Here is a 25,556-nt window from a genome sequence, read left to right on the forward strand (position 1 = left end):
GCTATTGTTCCAACTATAATCTACTCATTAAGATCAACCTTTGAATGCTGGTCATCGTTGAATTCTTCAGTTACTTTTTTCTTAAATTTTTCGAGAAGGTTCGTCATTTTTAGATGAACTTCTTTACTATCGGGCATTTCTTTTCCAAGATATAAAATTAACAACGCATAGTTTCCCTTACTATTGTTAAAAACGATGGATTTGTTGAGGCGATAGGCTTCACGCAATAGTCTTTTAATGCGATTGCGTTTTACCGCACTTTTAAAATTGCGCTTAGATACCGTTACACCAGTTTTAAAGGGAACATTCTCTTTAAAGTCTGCTTTGGTATAAATAAGTCGAAGCGGATAATTTGAAACACTTTTCCCTTCATCGAACAGTTTCTCGAAGAGCTTTTTACTCTTTAGTTTTTCAGCTCTCCCGTATGTGAAATTAGGTTTGGTTTCCACGCTTAGTTTAAATGTCTGCTGCAAAGATACATTTTCGATTTATATAGTATGTGGTCAATAATTAATGTCACTTCGAGTGAATTATTTTAGAGCGATAGTGGAGGAATAATTTGTATCGAGAAGTATTTGGTACACTATGGGTTCTCGATACTATTTTCACTTCGTTTCACTACGTAAAAATCACTCGAACTGACATTGCGGTTTGAGAAGTATTTGGTACACTGTGGGTTCTCGATAGTTCTACTGAGCGGAGTCGAAGTGCACTTTTCACTTCGTTTCACTGCGTAAAAATCATTCGAACTGATATTTGGGTTTAGCTTAAGCATGTTCGATTTGTCACTTCGAGTGAATTATTTTAGAGCGATAGTGGAGGAATAATTTGTATCGAGAAGTGTTAGGTACACTATGGGTTCTCGATACTATTTTCACTTCGTTTCACTTCGTAAAAATCACTCGAACTGACATTGCGTTTTGAGAAGTGTTAGGTATACGCGAAGGTTCTCGATAGTTCTACTGAGCGGAGTCGAAGTGCACTTTTCACTTCGTCAAAATCACTCGAACTGACAAAAGGGAATAAAAAAATCCCAAAAACTGAATTAGTTTTGGGATTTTTATTTTTGTTAACATCTAACATCTAACATCTAACATCTAACATCTAACATCTAACATCTAACATCTAACATCTTACTGCTTTTGCCAAACGTTATTTTCGCCATTTACATCAGCCATTAATTGCGACGGGTCTATAACAATTGCTTTAACTTGTGCTAAAGGTTTATTAATTGTGAAATCGTAGTTAGGATACGCCCATGCCCAATCAGGTAATACAGTGCGTTGTAGGTTGCTGTAAGGGTTTTCTTTTTCGCCATACATCATACGCAATGGTGCATAGTATGTTTCTTGAGTACCATCTTCATAAACCACTAAAACATCTATAGGCATTGGCATTTGACCAATACGCTCTAAAGTCACTTTGGTTTTTTCACCTTCTGCAGCAACAGTTTTTATACCGTAATCTATGGTGTTTGTTGTTTGTGTCCAGTCGGTTAAATACCAATCCAATTCTATCCCAGAAACTTTTTCAGCGGATCTTTTAATATCATTTGGCGTTGGGTGTTTAAATGCAAAATCTTGGTAGTACTTTTTAATAGTTTCCATTAACTTATCTTGACCAATAACATAGCCTAATTGAGACAAGAAAATTTCACCTTTGCTATACGCTGCAATACTATACGGCATATTTTCAGCATAACGGTCTGCATGGGTAGTTTGTGGTTGTTCTTTGCCAGATTTTACCAAATAGTAATACCCTTTGTAAGCGCCTTCAAAAGGGTTGTCTTTTTTCTCACCCATATATTCGTTCATATATAATGACGAAATAAATGAAGTGAAACCTTCATCCATCCATTCGTGTTTAGACTCGTTTGATGCTAATATATGTTGAAACCAAGAGTGTGCCATTTCATGTGCTGTTACGCCAACAAGGCTACCAAATTTACGTTCGCCAGTAATTAATGTAGACATCGCATATTCCATTCCACCGTCTCCACCTTGAATGATAGAATACTGTTCATAAGGGTATTTTCCAATATTTTTACTGAAAAATGTCATCATTTCTGCAGCTTTAGGCTGTAGATTTTTCCAATTTTCTGCAATCTCCTTTTTATTTTTATATAAGAAATGCAAGGTAGGTCCGTCTTCAACTTTTAAGGTGTCGTGAACATACTCAGGATCTGCCGCCCACATAAAATCATGAACCATAGGTGCTTTAAAATGCCAGGTTAATGTTTTGCCTTTTTGCTTCGCAATTTTAGTTCCTGGAGCTTCATACCCATGTCCAATTTCTTGTGGATTTTGTAAATATCCTGTTCCGCCAACGGTATAGGTTTTATCGATAGTTAGTTTTACATCAAAATTACCCCAAACACCATGAAACTCACGAGCAATATAAGGGTCAGCATGCCAGCCTTCAAAATCATATTCTGCTAACTTTGGATACCACTGACTCATAGAAAGCGCCACTCCTTCTTTACTATCACGCCCAGAACGACGAATCTGAATAGGAATTTGACCGTTAAAAACCATATCAAATGTAGCTTTTTCACCCGCTTTTATAGGCGTTGCTAGCTCTACAACTAAAACAGTTCCTACTTCTTTAAAATCAACAGACTTACCATTCTGTTTTAATGAAGTAACGTGTAAATACCCCATTTCTTCAGGACTAAGCGTAGAAATTCTACTTTTTTTATCCTCCATCATTCTTCCATCTGGATCTGCAATACTTTGCAATCTCGCATCCATTTCGCTGCCTGGTTGAAAAGCATTAAAAAATAAATGATAATAAACTCGAGTTAACGCATCAGGAGAATTGTTAGTGTATACTAATTGTTGTGTTCCTGTATATTGATGTGTTTTAACATCCATAGTAACATCCATAGTATAGTCTACATGCTGCTGCCAATAGCTTTGGTTTTGAGCAAATACAGTGCTACTGGTCACTAACACGAAAAGGGAAAGGATAATTTTTCTCATTGCAAAAATTTGATTTAGTATGATTAATATAAAAACAGAAAGCGACACAGGTCGCTTTCTATTCTAGTACTCTTTTTTATAATTTAGCCTTACCTGTAGCAACTTGATCCGCTAGGATTAGTGCATTATAGGCATTGGCCATTTTACCTGATGTTGAAAGTTTATTAAAATCGGTAGATTTAGAATCTTCTCCTACAACAACTTTTGCTTTAGTAGTAATTCCAGATTGCATAATAATTTTCTTCACCTCTACAGCAGTTAATTTAGGGTACTGCGAACGGATTAAGGCCGCTATACCAGCAACTCCAGGAGCAGCCATTGAAGTACCACCCATATATTCGTATTTACTGTTAGGCACTGTAGAATAAATTTCACTACCTGGTGCAAATACGTCTACATTTATTGTACCATAGTTCGAAAAAGAGGAAACCATTTGAGAACCATACTTGCTAGTTAAAGAACCTACAGTTAATACATTATCTGTAAATTCAGCTCCATTATTTACCTGATCGTTAGGGAAGTTTGGATTGTTTGGATCGTCTAAATTTTCACTATCGTTACCCGCAGCATGCACAAATAATACATCTTTAGAAGCTGCATACTTAAGCGCGTCATACACCCATTGCGCATTTGGAGAGAATGCTTTTCCAAAACTAGCATTAATAATTTTAGCACCATTATCTACGGCATAGCGAATACCTAAAGCAATATCTTTATCATATTCATCTCCGTTTGGTACGGCTCTAATACTCATTAAGGCTACGTTATTAGCAACACCATCAACACCCTTGCCATTTCCACGTTGCGCTCCAATAATACCAGCTACATGTGTTCCATGACTTTCTGTATCTACACGATTTTGCGGATTACCGTTACCATATTTGGTATCTGTAATGTCGTATGGATTATCGCCTACTGGCTTTCTTCCATCAAAATCAATATTTAAATTGTAATTCAACATTTCGGTAATCTGAGTAATATCATCTTTAAGGCTTTCTAAAACTTCCGTAATAGAATCTCCATATTGAAACATTTGACCAATAATAGATTGACTTTGCAGCAACGTTTGGTCTTCTGTTTTAATTGCCGCAACTTCTTTTTTCGTGTAATCAGATTTTCCTAAATGTTTAGAAATAGCTTCATGTGCACTTTGTACTACAGGATACATTTGATCTAGTTGTGATTTGTATCCCATGTATTTTTGGGTGTCAGCATCAATTTTTGCTTTCGCTTTTGCTTGCATGGCAGCATCGCCAAGTTTTAATTTTAAAACACGTGCAGCCTCTAATTGTTCGTTGTAAGATTCACCAAGAAAATTGTATCCATGGATATCATCTACATATCCATTATTGTCGTCATCTTTATTATTACCTGGAATTTCTTTCGTGTTTGTCCATAAAACATTTACTAAATCTTCATGTTTTAAATCCATTCCAGAATCTAAAACTGCCACGATAACTTTATCTCCTTTTTTATTTTTAATTAATTCGGTATACGCTTTTTCAACGGCCATACCCGGAATAGTATCAAGAAATAAATCTTTATGTCCCCATGTTTGTTTTTCCGTTTCTGAAAGTTGAGATACCTTAAGGGGTAAAGTGTCTATATTTTCTACAGGGGTACTTACTAATACTGGCGCAGTAGCTCCACAACCAGCTAATAATAAAGAGCTAACCGCTAGCCCAATGAGGGGTTTTGAAAAATTGAATGTCATAATTTGAGTTAATTTATTAGTGTTTTTTATGGTTTTAAAAATTAATATGAAATGAATAAAGACGTAGCTCTTTATCCAAAGATAGATTCAAAAGTATGTATGTTTTTTAGTCTGATTCCTTTTTCGGTTTCTTCCAAAGTACAGAGTTCGTTGTGCGCATCGTGCTCTAAAAAAAGCAGGTATTCATTTTTGGCAGCGTTATTTAAAAATAATTCCTTTTCAGCCAGTGTTAAAAGCGGACGCGTATCATAACCCATAACATAAGGCAATGGAATGTGCCCCACAGTGGGCAAAAGATCAGCCATAAAAACTAAAGTTTTCCCTTGGTATTTTATATGTGGAATCATTTGCTTGTCGGTGTGGCCATCAACAAACAAAATATCAAAACCTAATTCACAATTTTCAAGAAAACTCGAATCAGAATTTCTTTGGATAAAATTTAATTGTCCACTTTCTTCCATAGGGAGTAAGTTTTCTTTTAAGAAGGAAGCTTTTTCACGATTGTTGGGTTTTGTTGCCCATTCCCAATGCGCTGCATTAGTCCAAAATTTGGCATTTTTAAAGGCAGGCTCATAACCTGTACGGTCTTTATTCCATTGGATACTGCCTCCACAATGATCAAAATGAAGGTGGGTCATAAAAACATCGGTAATATCATCTTTATGAAATCCATGTTTTTGTAAAGATTTATCTAAAGTATGATCGCCCCACATGCTGTAATAGCCAAAAAACTTATCGGATTGTTTGTTTCCCATTCCAGTATCAATCAGAATAAGTTGATTGTTATGTTCAATCAATAAACTACGAGCAGCTAGATCTATTCTATTGTCATTATCTGCGGGATTGGTTTTATTCCAAAGCGTTTTTGGAACCACGCCAAACATGGCGCCACCATCTAGCTTAAAATTGCCAGTTTCTATGGGGTATAACTTCATTTAATTTTAATAATCTCGAAATTTAAGAAAATCAAAAAACAATTTTGAAGAATTAAGAATTTTTAACTCCTTAAGATGATAAATGATTGCTTAATTATGATTAGTATACCGCAGAACTAAAATATTTTTTACGTAGCCAAAAAGAAACCCGTACTAATAAGATTAGTGCTGGCACTTCTACCAAGGGTCCAATAACTCCTGTAAAGGCTTGACCTGAATTTAAACCAAATACGGCAATGGCCACAGCAATAGCTAATTCAAAATTATTACCTGCTGCAGTAAAGGCAACTGCGGCTGTTTCGTCATATTTAGCACCCATTGCTTTTGTAAAGAAAAAGCCTATGATAAACATAAGTGTAAAGTAGATTAATAAAGGCACTGCTATTAACACAACGTCTCCGGGTATGGTAACAATTAATTCTCCTTTTAATGAGAACATAATTATAATGGTAAATAAAAGCGCAATCAGAGTTAACGGTGAAATTGCTGGAATAAATTTTTGGGAATACCAATCTTCACCTTTAAGTTTTACTAATAAATATCTGCTGAGAATTCCAAGTAAAAAGGGTACACCTAAATAAATAGCGACACTCTCGGCAATAGTGGCAATTGAAATTTCTACAATAGCACCATCAAAACCAAAATACGGCGGTAAGACCGTAATAAAAAGCCAAGCATAAAAACTATAGGCAAAAACCTGAAATATACTGTTCAACGCTACGAGACCTGCTCCATACTCGCTGCTACCCTCGGCAAGATCATTCCAGACCAATACCATGGCAATACAGCGCGCTAGACCAATTAATATTAAGCCCACCATATATTCCGGATAGTCTTGTAGAAAAACTACCGCTAGAATAAACATTAAAATAGGACCGAGAACCCAATTTAAAAACAGTGAAATAGACAAGATCTTAACATTTTTAAAAACCTTGGGAAGTAAGCTATAATTAACTTTGGCTAGCGGAGGGTACATCATTAAAATAAGTCCGATTGCAATAGGGATATTCGTAGTGCCAGTACTTGCGCTATTGATTAATTTAGGAAATGAAGGAAATAAATTACCAATCCCCACGCCAATTATCATGGCTAGAAAAATCCAAAGCGTTAGGTAATTATCAAGAAAGCTTAATTTTTTACTTTTTGGCATATTTAGGCTTTTATTTTTGAAAACACATACATCATTTCTGTTGCAATTTGATTGCTACGTTCTAGATATTTTTCTGCTTGTTGTGGGGTATTGTCAAATGCTTTTGGATCTTCGAAGGTAATAGGAATGCGTTTTTCTGCACCCGCAATAAACGGACAACCACCATCTGCTTGTGAACAGGTCATTATAGCTGCAAATTGTGAATTAGGGTTAAAATCGTCATCATATTTTTTTGAAAACCCAATAACTGGGGCTTCATTAGCGGCATATTTAATGCTATAAACAGGATTTTCTCCTTTAGAAAGCGTGAAAATTTGAAAACCTGACTTTTTTAAAGTTTCTGCCACCATTGGGAATAGTGCTGTAGCTTCGGTTCCACCAGAATAGGAAAAGACATTTTTAATCTCAAAATAATTTGCCATTACTTGAGCCCATACTTGCGATAAATGACTTCTTCTAGAGTTGTGCGTACAAATAAAATTAAGTCGTATGGTATTATTTGTCGAACTTTTTTCTTGAATAAAATCTATTAGTGGTTGCAGTGTTTGTTTTCTTTCTTCAGTAATGGCATTCGCATCTAAAGAAGTTACAACTTTTTTGATAGTCGAAAATAATGAGCTCGTTTGTGTCACTTTTATTTTTTTAAATCCCTATTAATTTACTTCTTCGTTCTAAGAGGACATTGTCAAGCCAAATGCCATTAAGTTTCCCTATTTTTTCGCGATAGCCAATAACTCTAAATCCGCATTTAATGTGCATTTGTATGCTGGCTTCATTGGCTTTCATGATGCCTGATTGCAGTGTCCAAAGTCCATTTTCTTCGCTAATTTTTATAAGTTCTAGCAAAAGTTTTTTGCCATAACCTTTGCCTCGTGCATGTTCTGCCACGTAGACACTCACTTCGGCTACACCACCGTAAACACATCTGCTAGAAACCGGAGCTAATGAGCCCCAGCCCATAATGGTAGTATTTTCAATGATTACAATTCTTCCAAACGGCAAATGTGATGTGTCCCATTGTTCCCATGTAGGAACTTGGGTTTCAAAAGTTGCCACGCCTGTTTTTATACCTTCGGCATAAATGGCGGCAACTTGTGGATAATTGACACTGGTAATAAGCGCAAAGTTCATTTAGCAACAACCAGAATTAGGATTACAACTTACTGCTTTTTGCAAATCGCCTAATTTTACTTTTTGCTTTTCTGCAGGAATTCCGCAATTATCTTTTGCTAAACAATCTGTTTGTTTGGTAGTTAGCAAAAAGTTCGTTCCGTTAAAATCTAAACCAAACTTTCCGATAGTATCCCCTTGGTATTCTACTTCTATTTCAAGGTCTTCTAGTTCTAGCACTTTTTCAGACAATTCTATAATATGAACTAGTTTTTCAGGGTGCAATCTATGGTCATAATCATTGGCATTCCATAGTTGAAAGTTTGCCACTTCCTCTTTACGCACTGTACCACCACAATCAATAAAGTGCTTGCTTATTTTACCTACTTCTGTTACATGAAAATGGTTGGGTACTAAATCGCCATTTGGCAATTGAAAGGCTATAGTATCTAACGAATTTAATTTTGCTTTAACTTCTGATAACTTCATACTATTTTTTTTTAAATAATTAACAACACCCATTGTTTATAAGGGTGTCTAGATTAAGAAAATCTTGTAGTTTGGCTTTCATAGCAGCCCAGTTTTCTGGGTGTATACAATAACAAACGCTAGTGCCTTCTACGGTGCCTTTTATAAGGCCTAATTGTTTTAGTTCTTTTAAATGCTGCGAAATTGTGGGTTGCGCAAGCCCTATTTCACTGACCAAATCGCCGCAAATACACGCATTAATTTTAAATAAATGTTGTAAAATAGCTACTCTAGCAGGGTGACTAAAGGCTTTAGCAAACAAGGCTAATTCGTTTTGTTGATCCGTAAATATTTCAGATTTGGCTAAACCCATAAATTTCTTTCATTTGTTCATTGCAATATTACGATTAATAAGAATACATTAAACAAAATATTTAATTTATTTTTAAAAATTTATAGAAATTACGATTTAAGGAGGCGTCCTTAAGTTTTAAAGTAGTGTTTTTTACTATTAAATATAGGTAACTACGTTTTCTAAAGCACTTTGTGTAAGTGGTTTAGTTAAGTATTTTTTAACTACTTTATGTTGTTCCGCACGTAGGGCATCGTTGGGGTCAATAGATGAACTCAACATAAATATTACGCACTTATTTTTTAGTTCATCAGGAAAATTTTCGCATTCATTTAAAAATTCAAAACCATCCATTTCTGGCATTCTAATATCTAAGAAGATAATATTTGGGAATTCATTTTCTGTATTGGACAAGTATTCTAAGGCCTCTTTGGCAGAAGTTTTTGCTATAATATTTTCTACCATGTTGGCTTTTTCTAAGACCGATTTATTAATAAAATTATCAATTTCTGAATCATCTATTAATAAGATATTTTTTATTTTCATAAAAATCACTTCATTTGGTTGGGTAAAATAACGGTAAAAGTAGTCCCTTTATTTTCTTCTGATTCAACAGTTATTTTACCATCAATTTTTTCAACAATTTCTTTTACTACAAACAATCCAATACCTGTGCCCATAATTTTAGAAGACACTCTGTAAAACATTTTAAAAATGCTTTTTAAATGCTCTTGGGGTATACCTAAGCCATTATCTTTAATGGCAATTATCCCTTGATCTTTTGTTGTGGTAATATTAATATTAATTATTGGATTAGACCCAGCTACATTATGATATTTAATAGCATTTGAAATTAGATTATTTAAGATAATGGAAATCCTTTTTTTATCAGAATAAAACGCTAATGTATCAGTAATATTTACATGAATATTTATCTGACTCCTATTTTCTAAGTACCAAAAACTTTCCAACGAATCTTGAACAAGAGAATGAAAATCAATTTTTTCTGAAGCAACTTCTAAATGTCTGTTTTGAGAATACTGCACAATATCTTTAATAAAACTATCCAACCTTTTTACAGATTGCTCCATCATTTGGAGTTTAAAGACCAAGTCTGGTTCTTTTTCTTCACTTAATATAATATTTATTAAACCTAAAACTGAGGCTAAAGGCGCTCTAAGTTCATGTGATGCACTGTATACAAACCTGTCTAATTCTGCATTGGTTTTGGAGAGTTCTATGTTCTGAGCTTCTAACCTTTTCTCTGCAAGTATTAAATTGCTTATGTCAGATGCCATTCCTATAAAGCCAACAAATTCATCATCAATACCATAGAGAGGTATTGCTTTTACGGAAAGCGTAATGATTTTTCCATTTTTATGTTGAAGTCTAAATTTTGATTTAAATATTTTTCTTACCGCAATGGTCTGTTCCCATTCTTTGGATACTCTTTTTCTGTCTGGAGAGTAAGTTGAATTTATCCATCCGTTGCCCATTGCTTCATCAAATTCTATTCCTGAATACTTAAGCCACTCTGCATTTACATAAGTACAGGCTCCTGAAGCATCTGATTGAAAAATTCCAACAGGAGTAGTGGAAGCTAATTTCCGAAACCGTGCCTCACTTTTTACTAATTCTTCTTCGGCTTCTTTTCGCTTAGTATTATCTATTGCGCTAACTAAATAATGAGTTTTATTTTCAAGCTCTAGCGGTTCAATTGATATAAGCGCAGGTATTTGTTTTCCACTTTTTAGGGTGTAGGTAATTTCCTCGTCTCTTAAAAAACCTTGTTTTAAAAGTTTATTCCATACAACTTTTCTGTTCTCGGACTGTTCGTGTTTATTAAAATCAAGAACATCAGCATCAATTAGTTTTTTACCAATCAAATTTTCTCTTGTAGTTTCAAGTAATGTGGCTACAGTTTCGTTGGCTTCTAATATAGTTCGCTCTTCATCAACAATAACTTTTCCTGCCAAATTTGAATGAAACGACTTGTAAAATTTTTCCTGACTCTCTTTTAAATTAAGTTGTTCAAGAATTCTATCTGTTATATCAACGGCCGTACCATGCAGTTTATTTATTTCTTCATCGTCATTATATAATATTTCTAACTCCACTAAAACGTGATGTATAGAATTGTCTTTGTGTAGTACTCGAAAACTAAAAGGGGTATTGTCTTTGTGCTCTATTCTATTTGCAATAAGATCCTCATGCATTTGTCTATCATCCGGATGTATACAGGCTGCGGCAGATTCAAAATTTAACGGGGTATTTTTATCCATATCAAAGATGGTGTACATTCGTTGAGACCATTCTAAACTATTATCCCGAAGATCCCAACTCCAATACCCTATTTTACCTATGCGGATTGCCGATTCCATTTTGGCTTTGGTATACAATACTTCTTCTTCTGCTTTTTTAACGGCCGTAACATCACTAAAATATGCAGAAACCCCTGTGAGAGAAGGATAAATACGATACTCTATCCATTTAGCCAATGGCTCACTATACCTAACCGCTTGTTTTATAGTCTGCGTTTCCATAGCTACATAAAAGTTTTCATGAAGTGCTGTACCTATGAAGTTTGGAAAAACTTCCCAAATATTCTTCCCGATTAGTTCGGGATAATTGGGCGGTATAAACTCTTTTGCTTTTGCGCTTATGTAAGTAAAATTCCAGTTCAAATCAAAGGCAACAAAGGCATCTGTAATACGTTCGGTAAGTTCTCTATATTTTTGCTCGCTTTCTTTTATTTGTGCAGTAGCTTTTTCTTTTTCTGTTATGTCTTGTAATATGCCTTGAAAAAGATTATTGGGTAGCATTTTAACTCTAGTCTCCGCTAAAAATTTGGTTTTGTCTTTGCGAATAAGCTTTCTAACAGAACTAACAGTTTGTCCTTTCTTAAGATCGTCGAATTTTAAAGGTATTTTATGTAAACATTCTGGCTCAATAAAATCGAGCACATTTTTACCAATAAAATACTCCTTTGATGCTTTAAACATCGATATTAATTGAATGTTTACATCTAAAAAATTAGCATTTTGGTCCAGTAAAAAAATACCATCTGTAGCATTTTCAATAAGTAGTCTATATTTTTCTTCACTATCAATTAATAAGGCTGATTTTTCCTTTACTAATTTATCAAGTCGGTTGGGTTGTCTTAATAAATACCAAACAAAAACTCCGCCAATAATGGCTAATAGTAGGCCTAATATAGAGAAACTCAATACGGTTGTAAACAACTCTTTTTTCTTTGAGAAAACAGATAGTTTCCATTCGCCTTTTGTCATACTTATAGTTTTGCTATAGGCATTTTTTTCAGAAAATGAATTTGTAGAAAAGAAAATTTCTTCGGTCTTATCGGCATTTACTTTTGCTAGTTGATAGGCATATTTACCCTCCGAGTTTTTAGAAATTTGGATGGCTTGTAATAAATTTGGAAGTTTTATAACGGCGGCTGAGAATCCTTGAAATTTATCATCTTTAAAAATAGGTATTCTACTCACTAAACCATCACCACCTTGTTTTAGTTTTATAGGCCCTGTAACAAAATATTCTTTACGTTGCATTGTAATAAGGGCACCTTTTCTACCAATAGTATCATTTAATATATTAAAGCCCTTTATATTATTTCCTTCAATAGGGTATACATTAGTGATTACACCTAAACTATCTACTAATTCTAAAGCATCTATATTTTTATTCGTTTCTAAAAGTAAATGTGCAATAGAATCAAAATTTTTTGGCACACCATAATTTTTTACAATAAATGCTAATGTTTGTGTAGTAGAAAAACTTTGATTCAATATTTTTTGAAACTCATTTTCTATCCAATTAGCTCGTAATACTGTTTCTTTCTCATCTGTTTTTTTAAGCATTTGATAGCGCTCATAGGCCAGAAATTGAGTTAAAATTAAGAGTAGAAAAAAAACGACAATACCATATAGAATGGGGTATTCGAAAAATCGAAATTTTAATTTACGGCTCATTTTTGGTTATTGGTTTTTCTGTTATTCAGGCATCTAGCAGCGTATGCATTAGTGTTGTTTAATTTTATGAAGTACTATAAGGTAGTAAATTTCTTTATAAAAAATGTAATAGATGCTGTTTTTAATTTCTAATTCAAATAAACTTTCATATGCTAAACGTTAAAAAAACCTGAATTTTCTTATGAAATAGATTTTATCTTTTAGTATAAAGATTCCACTAATTATGGAGTACTACCACTTGGCGAATATCGGAAATAATACTTTTATAATATCTGGGCTATGATAATTTTTAAATAATAAATCCGGGTCATATTCTGTAAAAAAGATTTAAAAAATTAGTTGATTCTAGTTTAGATTTGGTTTTATTAATTTGAAATAATTATCTTCCCTCAAAAATAAAATATGGTTGAACTTGCTGGAATAATTGTACTGGGTATTATTGCACAATGGGTAGCATGGAGACTAAAACTACCTGCAATTCTTCCGTTAATATTAATAGGATTATTGGTAGGACCAATAGCCACTTTATACTCCGAAGATGGTTTAAAACTTATTGAGCCAATTTGGAATGGTGAAAAAGGACTTTTTCCTGGAGAAGGCTTGTACTACTTTGTATCCTTGGCAATAAGTATAATTTTATTTGAAGGAGGATTAACCTTAAAACTTAGCGAAATTAAGAATGTTGGTCCTGTTATTACCAAATTAATCACCGTTGGAAGTTTAGTTACTTTTTTTGGTGCAGCCATTGCTGCTTATTACATATTTGGACTTAACTGGCAAATATCATTTTTATTTTCTGCTTTAATAATAGTTACAGGCCCTACAGTAATTACACCAATACTCAGGAATATACCATTAAAAAAAGATGTTTCTACAGTATTAAAATGGGAAGGAATTTTAATTGATCCCATTGGAGCCCTTGCTGCGGTATTGGTCTTTGAATTTATAAGTGTTGGCGAGGGTCAAGGGTATACACAAACCGCATTACTGGAGTTTGGTAAAATAGTACTCTTCGGCACTACAATCGGTTTTACATTCGCTCATGCACTAGCCATTTCTATTAAAAAGAGTTTTATTCCGCATTATTTATTAAATGTTGTTTCTTTATCTGCAGTGCTTCTTGTTTTTGTAATGTCGGATATTTTTGCGCATGAATCAGGGTTATTAGCCGTGGTAGTAATGGGTATGGTTTTAGGAAATATTAATTTACCCAACTTAAAAGAACTTTTATATTTTAAAGAATCATTAAGTGTTCTATTAATTTCAATTTTATTTATTCTATTAGCGGCAAATATTAATTTAAGCGATTTAGCCCTTATTTATAACTGGAATACAGTTGCGTTATTTGCAGTTATTGTTTTTTTAATCAGACCAATAGGAGTGTTTTTAAGCACACGAAAATCTACCTTAAAGTTTAATGAACGCGTATTTATTAGTTGGGTTGGCCCTAGAGGAATTGTAGCCGCAGGTATAGCATCATTATTTGGATCTAAATTATTGGCAAAAGGAGAACCTGGGGCGGAATATATTACTCCTTTGGTATTTATGATTGTTTTAGGAACGGTAATATTGAATGCTACAACTGCCCGTTTATTTGCTAAACTAATAGGAGTATTTCTTAATAAATCTGATGGAATATTAATTGTTGGAGCCTCAAAATTTTCAAGAATTATTGGGAGTTATTTACAAAAAAACAATCGCCATGTAGTGCTTATTGATAATAATCAGAACAATGTAGATAAAGCTAAAAACCTTGGTTTAGAAGCAATTGCAGCCAATATTTATTCCGATACACTTTCAGATAATATAGAGCTTAACGATGTTGGATATTTAATGGCATTGACCGGAAATTCGGAAATCAACAAGTTTGCAATACATAAATTTGCTAAACTTTTTGGTGAAAACGGTGCTTTTAGATTAATAACTGATGATGAAATAAACAATCCAGAAAATAATCCTAAAGAAATTCTTTTTTCCCCTACGGATGATTTCATAAAGCTTACAGAAGCCGTTAGACAGTACCCAACCATTCATGAAATACAGCTAACATCTATAGACCATTTTAACAACCTTATTGAATTATCTAAGGAAGACCCATTTATAATACCTATATTTTTAAAATTACCTGATGGCGATTTAAAAATAATATCTTCTTCTAACGATGAATTGGAAAATATTACCGAGAAGTACAAATTGGTGTATTTAGGAAAGCGTATAGAAGAATAAACAGAATAGAACTAACAGAAAAAGCCTTGTAAATTAAATACTTACAAGGCTTTTAAATGTTATTAAGATTATAGTTTTATAAGGTAATCTCTTCTACTTTGCCGTTTGGATAAGTTATTTCAGCTTTATTATCACATGTGCCATCACCAAAATCAACCAGAACTTCTAATCCATTTTTAGATAGTGTAAATTTTCCTTTAGATATATACTCGCAACCAAGTAAAGTACTCAAATCTTCGGTAACCGTTACAATATAAGTATCACCATTTTCAACTAAAGTCCAAGTGCCAGAAAGCGTAATAGCTATTGTATCTTCAGAAAAAATAAGTGTTGTAGTTCTGGAGCCCTCTTCAGTTATTATTTCTCCACCCGCGAGCGTTATTGTCATATTGGAAACTACCGTAAATGCAATTTCATTTTCATTATCCGTAGCACTTATGGTAAATACTCTAGTCCCATTTAATTTAGTTTCACCAACATAAAAATCGGTAAAAGTTGAGGTGAAACTACTACTGTTTTCACTAACAGAATAGGTTATATTCAATAATCCATTTACATTTTCAGAACCATTTAAGGCACAATTATTAAAGTTCATTGAAAAGCCAGTGTCGGAGTACGTAGTGCTGTAACAATCGCTCTCCTTGTTGGTTAAGAGTCTTTTTCCCGAACCTTCTCGACCCATAAATGCTTGTGTAATGGCATTATCTGCTATCGCAGAATAGTCATCTATAGCTAGTACTTTTTGTACTTCAAATTGTGAAATTTCTAATTCTTCTGCATTGTTGTTGTCAGATGAACAACTTGTAACTAAAAGTGATAGACCACAAATAAGTGTGTAAACACTTAATTTTAAATTAGATACATTTTTCATACTACGTGTCATTTAGGTTATTGGTATAACGTAAAGAAGGGCTCAAATAGTATGCCAGTTTAAAACATTTTTTAACAAAAAATTTGCTATAAAAAAAGCGGAGTTAAAACCCCGCTAATTTTTAATCATTTAGCTTTAAAACCGCCATAAATGCTTCTTGCGGAATTTCTACATTCCCCACTTGTCGCATACGTTTTTTACCTTTTTTCTGTTTTTCTAAAAGCTTACGCTTACGAGAAATATCACCACCATAACATTTTGCAGTAACATCCTTACGCAGTGCTTTAATTGTTTCTCTTGAAATTATTTTTGCTCCAATAGCAGCTTGTATTGGAATATCAAACTGCTGTCTTGGAATTAATTCTTTTAGTTTTTCACACATTTTTTTACCAATTGTAGTAGCATTATCAAAATGTATTAAGGCTGATAAGGCATCTACTGGCTGTGCATTTAATAGGATGTCTACACGGACTAATTTAGAAGTTCGCATACCAATTGGCGTATAATCAAAAGAAGCATAACCTTTTGAAACTGTTTTTAGGCGATCGTAAAAATCGAATACAATTTCTGCCAAAGGCATATCAAAACTTAATTCAACCCTATCTGTAGTTAAATACGTTTGATTGGTAATAAGGCCTCGTTTTTCAATACATAATGACATTACATTGCCCACAAAATCAGATTTTGTAATTATCGTAGCCTTTATATACGGTTCTTCAACTCTATCAATCGTAGATGGGTCTGGTAAATCAGACGGGTTATTAACGATTAAAGGAACATCTATATCTTTTCTTGTAAATGCATGGTAACTAACGTTAGGTACCGTGGTAATTACTGTCATATCAAACTCACGCTCTAAACGTTCTTGAATGATTTCCATGTGTAACATTCCTAAAAATCCGCAACGGAAACCAAAACCTAAAGCGGCACTACTTTCTGGTGCAAAAACAAGAGAAGCATCATTTAACTGTAATTTCTCCATGGAAGAGCGTAACTCTTCAAAATCTTCGGTATCTACAGGGTAAATTCCTGCGAAAACCATCGGTTTTACGTCTTCAAATCCTCCTATGGCATTTTTAGTTGGGTTGGCAGCATCAGTAATTGTATCACCTACTTTTACTTCACGTGCATCTTTAATACCAGTAATTAAATACCCAACATCACCAGCTTTTATGCTTTGTTTAGGGTGCTGAATTAATTTTAGTGTACCAACTTCATCTGCAAAATAATCTTTATCGGTAGCTACGAATTTTATCTTTTGCCCTTTTTTTATTTCACCATTTATCACTCTAAAATAGGTTTCTACACCTCTAAAAGGGTTGTAAACTGAGTCGAATACAAGCGCTTGTAATGATTCATCTGGATTACCTTTTGGAGGTGGAATACGCTCAATTATGGCAGCTAAAATTTCCTCAATTCCAATACCTGTTTTGGCACTTGCAGGAATTACCTCTTCGGCTTTACAGCCTAATAAATCTACAATATCGTCAGTAACTTCTTCAGGATTTGCACTTGGTAAATCTACTTTATTTAATACTGGAATAATTTCTAGATCGTTTTCTAAGGCTAAATATAAATTACTAATCGTTTGTGCTTGAATACTTTGTGCAGCATCTACAACTAGTAAAGCCCCTTCGCAAGCTGCAATAGATCTAGAAACTTCGTATGAAAAATCTACGTGACCCGGAGTATCAATTAGGTTTAAAACGTATTTTTCTCCTTTATACGTGTAATCCATTTGAATCGCATGACTCTTGATGGTGATTCCACGTTCACGCTCTAAATCCATACTATCCAGTAATTGTTCTTTTTTTTCACGTTCCGTAACAGATCCCGTAAAATCTAATAATCGGTCAGCCAAAGTACTTTTACCATGGTCAATATGGGCAATAATGCAGAAGTTTCTAATATTTTTCATTCAATTTCTTTTCGTATCGCTAATGTTAAAGCGCAATAAAGCAATTGCAAATATAATTCATTTGTAGTGCAAAGATTATTACAATCATAGAAATATAGGAGAAATAGGGTAATTGAAATGAATACTTTCAAAAGATTACAAATTTTGTAGTCAAAAGCTTAAAAAAATGTTAATTTTGATAAAATTAAAACCCAAACTTGCTTGCTTAAAACCGCGCTAACATTCTTTTTTTTAATTTTCGTTGCCATTCAAATAGGAAGTGCGCAGGAATATGAAGTTTCTGGTACTGTGAAAAGTAGCACAAATGAGATTATTCCTTTCGCCAATGTTTTTTTATTAAATAGTACAGATTCTACACTTATTAAAGGTTCTTCGGCAAATGAAGATGGTACATTTACTCTAAAAAACATAAAGGCGGAAACCTATTATTTACAGGCAAGTTATGTAGGAAAATTATCTAGCTATACCTCCATAGCAGTTTCGAAAGATGTAAATATTGGATCTATAATTATAGAAGAAGAGGTTGATCAGCTCGATGAAGTAGTAGTAGTTTCTAAAAAGCCTACAATAGAACGCAAACCAGATAGATTAGTTTTTAATGTTGAAAACACTTCTATTTCTCAAGGTAATTCATGGGACATTTTAAAAAGAACCCCAGGTGTTATCGTTGCTCAAGACGAACTTCAAATAAAAAATCAAGAAGCTACTATTTATATTAATAACCGAAAAGTTCAATTATCCGCTGATGAAGTTAAAAATTTATTAGAAGGTCTCTCTGGCGGCAATATAAAATCTATAGAGGTTATAGCAAATCCTCCAGCAGAATTTGAAGCAGAAGGCGGTCCGGTTTTAAATATTATTACCTCAAAAAATATAGTTCCTGGCTACAAAGGCAGTATCAATGGCAATTATACCCAAGCTTTTTATCCAAAATATGCTTTTGGAACAAGCCATTACTATAAAACAGATAAATTAAACTTATTTGCAAATTATACGATTAATCCTAGAAAAGAGATTAAAAAAGACGATAGTAATGCCAAATATGTAGACAATACAAATGCAATTTATTCTATTTGGGATACTAAATTTCAAAGGATAACAAGATCTCAAGCACAAAATGCCACGCTAATACTAGATTATGATTTTGATGTTAAAAACTCATTGAATCTAACTTCCAATTTGTCTTACTCTCCGAATAAAACTTACTCAAATACTCTAGAAAGCTTAATTCAGAATTCACAACAACAATTAGATTCAACTTTAAATACCAATAGTAATTTAGAGAATAATAATACAAATCTTGCTGTGGATCTCTCCTATAAACATAAATTTGATAGAGATGGATCGTTTATCTCTTTTAATGGCCATTACACCAATTTTAATGAGGATCAATATCAAGGTGTTTATTCTAATTATTTTTTTCCAAATGGTAATTTAATTAGATCATTTAATTTTTCGACAGATGCAAAACAAGATATCCAAATTTATACTGGTCAAGTAGATTTAGTGATGCCTTTAGATAAGGTTAGGTATGAAACTGGTGCAAAAGCTTCTTTAATAAATTCTACTAGTGGAATTAATTATTTTACTATTGTTGGAGCCAACCAAACCTTAAATACTAGTTTGTCTGATAATTATGAATATGATGAAACTATTTTGGCTGGGTATGCAAGCGCCTCAAGAGATTGGGATAAATGGTCTTTAAAAATAGGATTAAGAGGTGAATATACAGATGCTGTAGGCACTTCTATTTCTTTGAATTCCAATAATACACAAAACTATTTTGAGCTTTTCCCTTCTGTTTTTGCTCTTCATTCCCCAACTGAAAATCATAGTTTTTCTTTTGATTATAGCCGTAAATTAGAGCGACCAAGATATGATGATTTAAATCCGTTTAGTTATTTTTTAAATGAAAATAGCTTTAGTACTGGTAACCCCAATTTAAGACCTTCGTTTAGTCATAACTTTAACATTAACTACACTTTAAAAGACACATATTTTTTTGATTTTTATTACAAAGATCGAGGCAAGGAAATTGGTTTGTTAACTTTTCAAGACAATCAAGCTCAAACTACCCAGCAAATAAGCACAAACCTTTTAAAGGCTATTTCTTACGGTTTTGATTTTAATTATGGAAATTCGATTACCAAAAATTGGTTCTTGGCATCCTATATTTCAATCTTCTCTGAAGAAGAAACCTTTTTGGTGGAACAAAGCAATAACCAAATATACACTAATGATGTAAAGGGTATTTATGTTTATTTGGGGAATTATATTACACTTTCTAAAGATGGTACTTTTAGTGGTGATATGGGCGTAACCTATTTATCTGGATTTTTAAGGGGTAATTATAAAATGTCTGAATCTACTAACTTAACCATGGGTTTGCGCAAAACCTTGTGGAATAAAAAAGGAGTGGTAACATTAGCAGCTGAGGATGTATTAGGACTAGCAAATGCAACTTTTACCTCTAAATATTTTAATCAGGATTATTCTTATTATGCGCAACCAGAATCGCAATTTGTTAGAGTAGGTTTTACCTATAATTTTGGTAATTTTAAATTAAGCGATAATAAACGAGATATTGAAAAAGTAGAGCGTGATCGATTAAAGAAAGATTAGTATTTAAAATCCTCCAGCCATTAGTCCGCAAGCACCAAAACTGATAAGTAAATAAACGCCAGCTAGAATATAAAACACCTTTGCTGCTTTCTTTTTCTTGTTTGCTGAAAGTATTCCGCCAATTATAGCCAGTACAATGGCTGGACCTATCATTATTAAGGCAAAAAAATAAATAAGACCATCTAAATTTCCAACTTCTAAAGGGAGTGTTGCCATAGTATATTTAAATTAGTGTTCTAAAGAAAAATTAAAAAATAGATAACCACAAGTTCCTAAACCTACTACAAGGTAAATTCCAGCTATAATAAATAAAATTTTAGCAATCTTTTTATTATTGCTATTCATTAAGATAATCCCTATTATGATTAAAATAATGGCTGGCATTAAAAATAAGAGTACTATTCCCATTAATTATATTCTGCTTTTAGTTCTTCTAAACGAGCTATTTTTTCATCTCTGTAAAACAAGTTCATGGTTTCAAAAGGTATAATTTTATAATCTTTATTTACAATATGCACACACGATTTTTTTATCGCTCGAACATCAAAATTATGCGCATCAATAAATTGCATGATTATAATGCGAAATAGGTTATCATAACCCAAATTTGGCGCATCTATCTCTGGCAAGCAGCACATAATAGATTTCAAGTTCTCCGAAGCTTTTTCTACCGAGTTTCCAGTACTAAAAAGCTCAATCATTTTACCATGTAAAGCTTCATCTTGTTCATAAATAATGGTGTTTTTACCCTCGTTTAGTAAATCATCCGGATTTATAAATCGTGTTAATGGGCTAACTTCATCGCCAATTTTTAGGGCATATGCCATAACTAAGGCATCTGGGTTACAAGGCACCGGAATTAAATCATCTGGTTCAAAAATTGGCGATTGTTCTAATATTTTTCTTCGCACTTCCGTTAAGGTGATTCTATTTTCATCTACCTGAAAATTATCTAAACGACCAGCAATTTGAGTTGGTTGAAAAGTGACCCCACGAACACATTTTTGTTTTAAAGCAAAATCTATAGTTTGCCCCATTTCATGATCATTTAATCCTTTTTGAAGTGTAACCACTAAAGTCGTAGACAAATTCAATTTGTTTAAATGCTCTAAAGCTTTTAGTCGAGTATCTGCTAAATCTGCCCCACGTAAGGTTTGTAAAACATGGTTGTCTAAAGAATCAAATTGTAAATAAATTTCAAAATCAGGAGCGTAACTAGCTAGTTTTTCTGCGAATGCATAGTCTTTAGCAATTTTAATACCATTGGTATTCACCATCAAGTGCCGAATTGGCAATGTTTTGGCGTAATCTAATATTTCAAAAAATTGAGGATGAATAGTAGGTTCTCCGCCACTAAGTTGCACCACATCTGGTTCCCCTTCGTTTTTTACAATAACATCGAGCATTTTTTTCACTTCTTCCAAAGTTCTGTGTCGGCCATAATTTGGCGAAGACGAAGCGTAGCAAGTGGGGCATGTTAAGTTGCACCGATCAGTAAGCTCTACAACAGTTAAGCATGAATGTTGTTCGTGATCTGGGCATAATCCACAATCATAAGGACAGCCATAATGCGTTTTGGTATTGAAGGTTTTTGGATATTCCGATGCTTTATTATAATTACGTATGTTTTTATAATAGTCAATATCATCAGCAATTAACACCTTTGATCTACCATGTTCTTTGCAATTTTTAAGCATGTAGACATTCTCATTTTCAAAGACAATTTTAGCATCTACACGACGTAAACATTCAGGACATAGACTTAATGTAAAATCATAATAGGTGTAATTTTTTGTAGACATAAATGGCAGCGTTTTGTATTGTTTTAGCGTAATACAAGAAACAAATTAAGCATAAATATTGAATGCTGCTTAATCCAAGAAATAGAAAAGTATTTGGCTTTAAGAATTCTACTCCAAAACGAAAGAGAAAATAGAGGATCATAAATACTTTAAAGTAGTTTCCAGAAGTAAAGTTCACCTGTTTTTGTTGTAGCCTATAAATAAGTATAAATAGTATAGTCAAGAATACAATTTCGTATAAAGCAATGGGGTGTCTAAGGATTCCATCTCCTAAATCCATTCCAAAAATAGTATTGGTTTCACTTCCATAGGTAAACTCTTTTATTCCCGATAGCAAACAACCAATTCTTCCAATAATAATTCCGAGAATAATGGGTAAAGTAAACAAATCTCCCGAAGATTTTTTTTCGCCTATTATTTTTTTGGCTAATTCCACCCCTAGAAGACCACCAAAAAGTGCGCCCATTATGGTTTTATTATTAAGAATGTAAAACCAACCTTGGTCATAATTAGTAGATGGGTTTTCTAAGAAAGCAACTATTCTAGAAAACAGCAAGGCGCCAAAAATGGCACCAATAATAATAGATAACCGGTTGTTAGAAGAAATGGTGTCAGAACTAATTTTTCTCAGGTAAACGTAATATCTAAAAGCGATGAAAAATGCGAGATATTCTAATACAAGATGAATATTAAGTTTTACCCCAAAAATAATTGGCTCAAAGGGTATTTCCATTGCTTAAGTTAGGTTCAAATAAAGTAATGCAGCAAAAATAAATATGCCGTAAATTACGGCTAAACTATAGAAAATTTTTGCGGTTCGTGGTTTTTCTATTGATTTAAAGAAAAAGCCAAGCAATAAAAGAACTCCTAAAGGTGAAAATAGGACCAAGCCTATTGTAAATACGGCATTGCCATCAAAAATATTTATGTCAGACATTGCTGTTTTGTATAAAATTAAGTCAACCAAGTTAGATAGTGATTTATTCTTGCCACTCCGCAATAAATAAATTGGTGTCTCTCCCACCACCATTGTTACGATTGCTTGAAAACGCTAAATATTTACCATCATTAGAAAACACCGGAAAGGCGTCAAAAGTTTCGCCATGTGTAACACGTTCTAAATTTTTCCCATCAATATCAATAAAATAAAGGTTGAAAGGGAAACCACGTTCTGCCTCAAAATTACTTGAGAATAACACCTTCTTACCAGATGGATGAAAAAATGGACTCCAATTGGCATTTCCGAGGAAAGTTAGTTGCTTTAAATTACTTCCATCAGCATTACAAATAAACAATTCCATATCGGTAGGTTCTACAAGGCCTTGTGCTAATAAATCTTTATACTTTTTTATAGCTTCAGGCGTTTTTGGGCGAGATGCTCTAAATATTAATTTGGTTCCGTCTGGTGAGAAAAAGGCACCACCATCATAACCTAACTCGTTAGTAATTTGTTTAACATCGGTACCATCTAAATTCATGGTATATAACTCTAAATCGCCACTTCTTGTTGAAGTAAATACAATTTTATCACCTTTTGGAGATACTGTAGCTTCTGCATCATAACCGGGTTCATGGGTTAATTGCGCAGTAATATTTCCTTCTAAATCGGCCACAAAAATGTCGAACGAATCATAAACTGGCCAAACATAATTTCCATTTTTACGAAGCGGTACTTCAGGGCATTCTTTATCAGCTAAATGTGTTGAGCCGTACACAAAATGTTTATTGTCGGGTAAAAAATAGGCACAAGTAGTCCTTCCCATACCTGTACTAACCATTGGGGGAATGGAATCTTTAAAACTATCTGAGGCATTCATTACAAACATTTGATCGCAGTTTAATCCCCAATCTTTATTATTAGATTGAAAAATAAGCTTACTATCATCAAAACTCCAATACGCTTCTGCATTGTCACCACCAAAGGTTACCTGACGGATAGATTTAAAATATTTTTCTTCAGGATAAATTAAGGTATCATTACCTGGTATTAATTCGGTCTGAGATTCAGGGGTATTTAGAATTTCTGTCTTTTTGGGATCGTTCTTACAACTTGCTAATGAGATAATTGAAAGGAATACTAGAAAATTCTTCATGGATGCTTAATTTTACACAAAACTACATTCAAAATGATTAATAAGATAATATTACCACTATTTTTCGTGCTTTTTATTGCTTGTAAAACCGAACCAAAAAAAGCCATTACTTTTCATGATGATGTTGCTTTCTTGGCAAGCGATTCATTAGAAGGTCGTGAAACAGGTACTGAAAACGAAAAAAAAGCAGCAGAATATCTAATGAATAGAATGAAATCTCTTGATTTAAACCCTAAAGGTGATGCTGATACTTTTTATCAAAAATTTACTTTTAAACCAAAAAAAGATCCACACGGCGAGGTACAATATAGTACAGGGGATAGTACCATAACAGGAACCAACGTAATTGGATTTTTAGATAATAAAGCAGATAAAACTATTATCATTGGTGCCCATTACGACCATTTAGGCATGGGTGGGGAAGGCTCACTGTATCGTGAAGGTAAGGCAATCCATAATGGGGCTGATGACAACGCAAGTGGTGTGGCTATGCTTTTGAAACTTGCCGATACTCTAAAAAATATAAACACCAATAACAATTATTTGTTTATTGCTTTTTCGGGTGAAGAAATGGGCCTTTTAGGAAGTAATTATTTTGTAAAAAACCCCACAATAGATTTATCTAAGGTAAATTATATGGTGAACATGGACATGGTCGGTAGACTTAGACCAGACAATACCTTGTCAATTAGTGGAACTGGAACTGCTCCTGTTTGGAATCAAGTATTGAATACCGCGAATAAAGATTTTAAATTGGTTTTACAAGAATCTGGAGTGGGTCCATCTGATCATACATCGTTTTATTTACAAGATATTCCGGTGTTGCATTTTTTTACGGGTCAGCATGAAGATTATCACAAACCATCGGATGATACAGAAAAGCTGAATTATGATGGAATGAAAAAGATTACTGATTTTATTTTTACTGTAATTTCTGATTTGGATAAAAGTGAAAAATTAGCATTTAGAAAAACTAAGAATGAAAGTGAAGAAGTACCACGATTTAAAGTGGCTCTAGGAGTAGTTCCAGATTATTTGTTTGATGGTAAAGGAATGCGAATAGATGGCGTTAGTGAAGATAAGCCAGCACAAAAAGCAGGTTTACAAAAAGGCGATATTGTAGTGCAATTAGGCGATAGTATTGTAGTGGATATGATGAGTTATATGAGAGCCCTTTCTAGTTTTGAAGAAGGCAATGCTACCAAAGTAATAGTCGACAGAAATGGGAAGAAAATTGAAGCTACTATTTCTTTCTAGAAAAGATGTAATTTTGTCCTCACTCAGAATTACAAAAATGTAATTTTGACCTCTCCAAAAGAGAGGTG

The 25,556-nt window shown here is 33.4% G+C and carries 21 protein-coding genes; 3 read left to right on the plus strand and 18 right to left on the minus strand.

The annotated features are described in order from the left end of the window. Positions 1-20: 20 nt before the first annotated feature. The 11 genes from rnpA to B8963_RS04325 all read right to left on the minus strand — a co-directional run bounded on the left by rnpA (position 21) and on the right by B8963_RS04325 (position 12,699). Positions 21-473 (minus strand): ribonuclease P protein component, encoded by a 453-nt coding sequence (gene rnpA / locus B8963_RS04275; RefSeq protein ID WP_234989606.1) that lies wholly within the window; start codon positions 471-473, stop codon positions 21-23. A 660-nt stretch (positions 474-1,133) separates the two neighbouring features. Continuing rightward, positions 1,134-2,981 carry a M1 family metallopeptidase gene (locus B8963_RS04280; protein WP_084060173.1) on the minus strand — a complete coding sequence of 616 codons (1,848 nt, stop codon included), beginning with the start codon at positions 2,979-2,981 and terminating at the stop codon, positions 1,134-1,136. Between the two features lie 76 nt (positions 2,982-3,057). Beyond that, positions 3,058-4,695, minus strand: coding sequence for a S8 family peptidase (locus tag B8963_RS04285; protein ID WP_084060174.1), 1,638 nt, complete (start codon positions 4,693-4,695; stop codon positions 3,058-3,060). A 71-nt stretch (positions 4,696-4,766) separates the two neighbouring features. After that, complete coding sequence (locus B8963_RS04290) at positions 4,767-5,630, minus strand: MBL fold metallo-hydrolase (protein ID WP_084060175.1); 864 nt, start codon at positions 5,628-5,630, stop codon at positions 4,767-4,769. Positions 5,631-5,730: 100 nt separating this feature from the next. After that, positions 5,731-6,780, minus strand: a complete 1,050-nt coding sequence (gene arsB / locus B8963_RS04295) for an ACR3 family arsenite efflux transporter (protein ID WP_084060176.1) — start codon at positions 6,778-6,780, stop codon at positions 5,731-5,733. 2 nt (positions 6,781-6,782) lie between these two features. Next, on the minus strand, positions 6,783-7,412 hold the full coding sequence (locus B8963_RS04300; RefSeq protein WP_084060177.1) for an arsenate-mycothiol transferase ArsC: 630 nt from the start codon (positions 7,410-7,412) through the stop codon (positions 6,783-6,785). A 10-nt stretch (positions 7,413-7,422) separates the two neighbouring features. Then, positions 7,423-7,911, minus strand: coding sequence for a GNAT family N-acetyltransferase (locus B8963_RS04305; protein ID WP_084060178.1), 489 nt, complete (start codon positions 7,909-7,911; stop codon positions 7,423-7,425). Beyond that, positions 7,912-8,379: a DUF6428 family protein gene (locus B8963_RS04310; RefSeq protein ID WP_084060720.1), complete on the minus strand. Its 468-nt coding sequence runs from the start codon at positions 8,377-8,379 to the stop codon at positions 7,912-7,914. Positions 8,380-8,398: 19 nt separating this feature from the next. After that, entirely contained in the window at positions 8,399-8,731 is a 333-nt protein-coding gene (locus tag B8963_RS04315; RefSeq protein WP_084060179.1) for an ArsR/SmtB family transcription factor, read from the minus strand. A 138-nt stretch (positions 8,732-8,869) separates the two neighbouring features. Further along, complete coding sequence (locus tag B8963_RS04320) at positions 8,870-9,256, minus strand: response regulator (protein WP_084060180.1); 387 nt, start codon at positions 9,254-9,256, stop codon at positions 8,870-8,872. Between the two features lie 5 nt (positions 9,257-9,261). Further along, complete coding sequence (locus B8963_RS04325; protein WP_084060181.1) at positions 9,262-12,699, minus strand: PAS domain S-box protein; 3,438 nt, start codon at positions 12,697-12,699, stop codon at positions 9,262-9,264. Between the two features lie 402 nt (positions 12,700-13,101). On the opposite strand from B8963_RS04325, the gene B8963_RS04330 reads away from it, so the two are divergent. Continuing rightward, complete coding sequence (locus tag B8963_RS04330) at positions 13,102-14,925, plus strand: cation:proton antiporter (RefSeq protein ID WP_084060182.1); 1,824 nt, start codon at positions 13,102-13,104, stop codon at positions 14,923-14,925. A 76-nt stretch (positions 14,926-15,001) separates the two neighbouring features. Here B8963_RS04330 and B8963_RS04335 read toward each other — a convergent pair whose 3' ends face one another. Continuing rightward, a complete protein-coding gene (locus B8963_RS04335; RefSeq protein ID WP_084060183.1) occupies positions 15,002-15,796 on the minus strand; it encodes a hypothetical protein in 795 nt (264 codons plus the stop codon). Positions 15,797-15,917: 121 nt separating this feature from the next. Then, positions 15,918-17,714 carry a translation elongation factor 4 gene (gene lepA / locus B8963_RS04340; protein ID WP_084060184.1) on the minus strand — a complete coding sequence of 599 codons (1,797 nt, stop codon included), beginning with the start codon at positions 17,712-17,714 and terminating at the stop codon, positions 15,918-15,920. A 201-nt stretch (positions 17,715-17,915) separates the two neighbouring features. On the opposite strand from lepA, the gene B8963_RS04345 reads away from it, so the two are divergent. Further along, positions 17,916-20,336 carry a TonB-dependent receptor domain-containing protein gene (locus B8963_RS04345; protein ID WP_084060185.1) on the plus strand — a complete coding sequence of 807 codons (2,421 nt, stop codon included), beginning with the start codon at positions 17,916-17,918 and terminating at the stop codon, positions 20,334-20,336. 3 nt (positions 20,337-20,339) lie between these two features. On the opposite strand, the gene B8963_RS04350 is transcribed toward B8963_RS04345, so the two are convergent. The 5 genes from B8963_RS04350 to B8963_RS04375 all read right to left on the minus strand — a co-directional run bounded on the left by B8963_RS04350 (position 20,340) and on the right by B8963_RS04375 (position 24,231). Beyond that, positions 20,340-20,552, minus strand: a complete 213-nt coding sequence (locus tag B8963_RS04350; RefSeq protein ID WP_084060186.1) for a hypothetical protein — start codon at positions 20,550-20,552, stop codon at positions 20,340-20,342. Between the two features lie 191 nt (positions 20,553-20,743). Then, positions 20,744-22,138, minus strand: a complete 1,395-nt coding sequence (locus B8963_RS04360; RefSeq protein WP_084060188.1) for a radical SAM protein — start codon at positions 22,136-22,138, stop codon at positions 20,744-20,746. Then, a complete protein-coding gene (locus tag B8963_RS04365) occupies positions 22,110-22,871 on the minus strand; it encodes a prolipoprotein diacylglyceryl transferase (RefSeq protein WP_084060189.1) in 762 nt (253 codons plus the stop codon). The genes B8963_RS04360 and B8963_RS04365 overlap by 29 nt, the downstream gene beginning before the upstream one ends. Before the next feature lie 3 nt (positions 22,872-22,874). Further along, positions 22,875-23,075 (minus strand): hypothetical protein, encoded by a 201-nt coding sequence (locus B8963_RS04370; protein WP_084060190.1) that lies wholly within the window; start codon positions 23,073-23,075, stop codon positions 22,875-22,877. Between the two features lie 43 nt (positions 23,076-23,118). Further along, positions 23,119-24,231 carry a TolB family protein gene (locus B8963_RS04375; RefSeq protein WP_084060191.1) on the minus strand — a complete coding sequence of 371 codons (1,113 nt, stop codon included), beginning with the start codon at positions 24,229-24,231 and terminating at the stop codon, positions 23,119-23,121. Between the two features lie 36 nt (positions 24,232-24,267). Here B8963_RS04375 and B8963_RS04380 point away from each other — a divergent pair, with 36 nt between their 5' ends. Next, a complete protein-coding gene (locus B8963_RS04380; protein ID WP_394334731.1) occupies positions 24,268-25,488 on the plus strand; it encodes a M20/M25/M40 family metallo-hydrolase in 1,221 nt (406 codons plus the stop codon). Positions 25,489-25,556 lie beyond the last annotated feature (68 nt).

It is taken from the genome of Cellulophaga tyrosinoxydans (genome assembly GCF_900176415.1).
In the GTDB taxonomy this organism is placed as follows: Bacteria; Bacteroidota; Bacteroidia; order Flavobacteriales; family Flavobacteriaceae; genus Cellulophaga; species Cellulophaga tyrosinoxydans.

What these genes read in the sequence shown, in the direction of transcription:
- B8963_RS04320 (WP_084060180.1), bottom strand. Translation starts at nt 9,256, where the DNA reads ATGAAAATAAAAAATATCTTATTAATAGATGATTCAGAAATTGATAAT.
- B8963_RS04350 (WP_084060186.1), bottom strand. Translation starts at nt 20,552, where the DNA reads ATGGCAACACTCCCTTTAGAAGTTGGAAATTTAGATGGTCTTATTTAT.
- B8963_RS04325 (WP_084060181.1), bottom strand. Translation starts at nt 12,699, where the DNA reads ATGAGCCGTAAATTAAAATTTCGATTTTTCGAATACCCCATTCTATAT.
- B8963_RS04285 (WP_084060174.1), bottom strand. Translation starts at nt 4,695, where the DNA reads ATGACATTCAATTTTTCAAAACCCCTCATTGGGCTAGCGGTTAGCTCT.
- B8963_RS04280 (WP_084060173.1), bottom strand. Translation starts at nt 2,981, where the DNA reads ATGAGAAAAATTATCCTTTCCCTTTTCGTGTTAGTGACCAGTAGCACT.
- B8963_RS04365 (WP_084060189.1), bottom strand. Translation starts at nt 22,871, where the DNA reads ATGGAAATACCCTTTGAGCCAATTATTTTTGGGGTAAAACTTAATATT.
- arsB (WP_084060176.1), bottom strand. Translation starts at nt 6,780, where the DNA reads ATGCCAAAAAGTAAAAAATTAAGCTTTCTTGATAATTACCTAACGCTT.
- B8963_RS04330 (WP_084060182.1), top strand. Translation starts at nt 13,102, where the DNA reads ATGGTTGAACTTGCTGGAATAATTGTACTGGGTATTATTGCACAATGG.
- B8963_RS04360 (WP_084060188.1), bottom strand. Translation starts at nt 22,138, where the DNA reads ATGTCTACAAAAAATTACACCTATTATGATTTTACATTAAGTCTATGT.
- B8963_RS04370 (WP_084060190.1), bottom strand. Translation starts at nt 23,075, where the DNA reads ATGTCTGACATAAATATTTTTGATGGCAATGCCGTATTTACAATAGGC.
- B8963_RS04335 (WP_084060183.1), bottom strand. Translation starts at nt 15,796, where the DNA reads ATGAAAAATGTATCTAATTTAAAATTAAGTGTTTACACACTTATTTGT.
- B8963_RS04375 (WP_084060191.1), bottom strand. Translation starts at nt 24,231, where the DNA reads ATGAAGAATTTTCTAGTATTCCTTTCAATTATCTCATTAGCAAGTTGT.
- B8963_RS04310 (WP_084060720.1), bottom strand. Translation starts at nt 8,379, where the DNA reads ATGAAGTTATCAGAAGTTAAAGCAAAATTAAATTCGTTAGATACTATA.
- B8963_RS04315 (WP_084060179.1), bottom strand. Translation starts at nt 8,731, where the DNA reads ATGGGTTTAGCCAAATCTGAAATATTTACGGATCAACAAAACGAATTA.
- B8963_RS04290 (WP_084060175.1), bottom strand. Translation starts at nt 5,630, where the DNA reads ATGAAGTTATACCCCATAGAAACTGGCAATTTTAAGCTAGATGGTGGC.
- lepA (WP_084060184.1), bottom strand. Translation starts at nt 17,714, where the DNA reads ATGAAAAATATTAGAAACTTCTGCATTATTGCCCATATTGACCATGGT.
- B8963_RS04305 (WP_084060178.1), bottom strand. Translation starts at nt 7,911, where the DNA reads ATGAACTTTGCGCTTATTACCAGTGTCAATTATCCACAAGTTGCCGCC.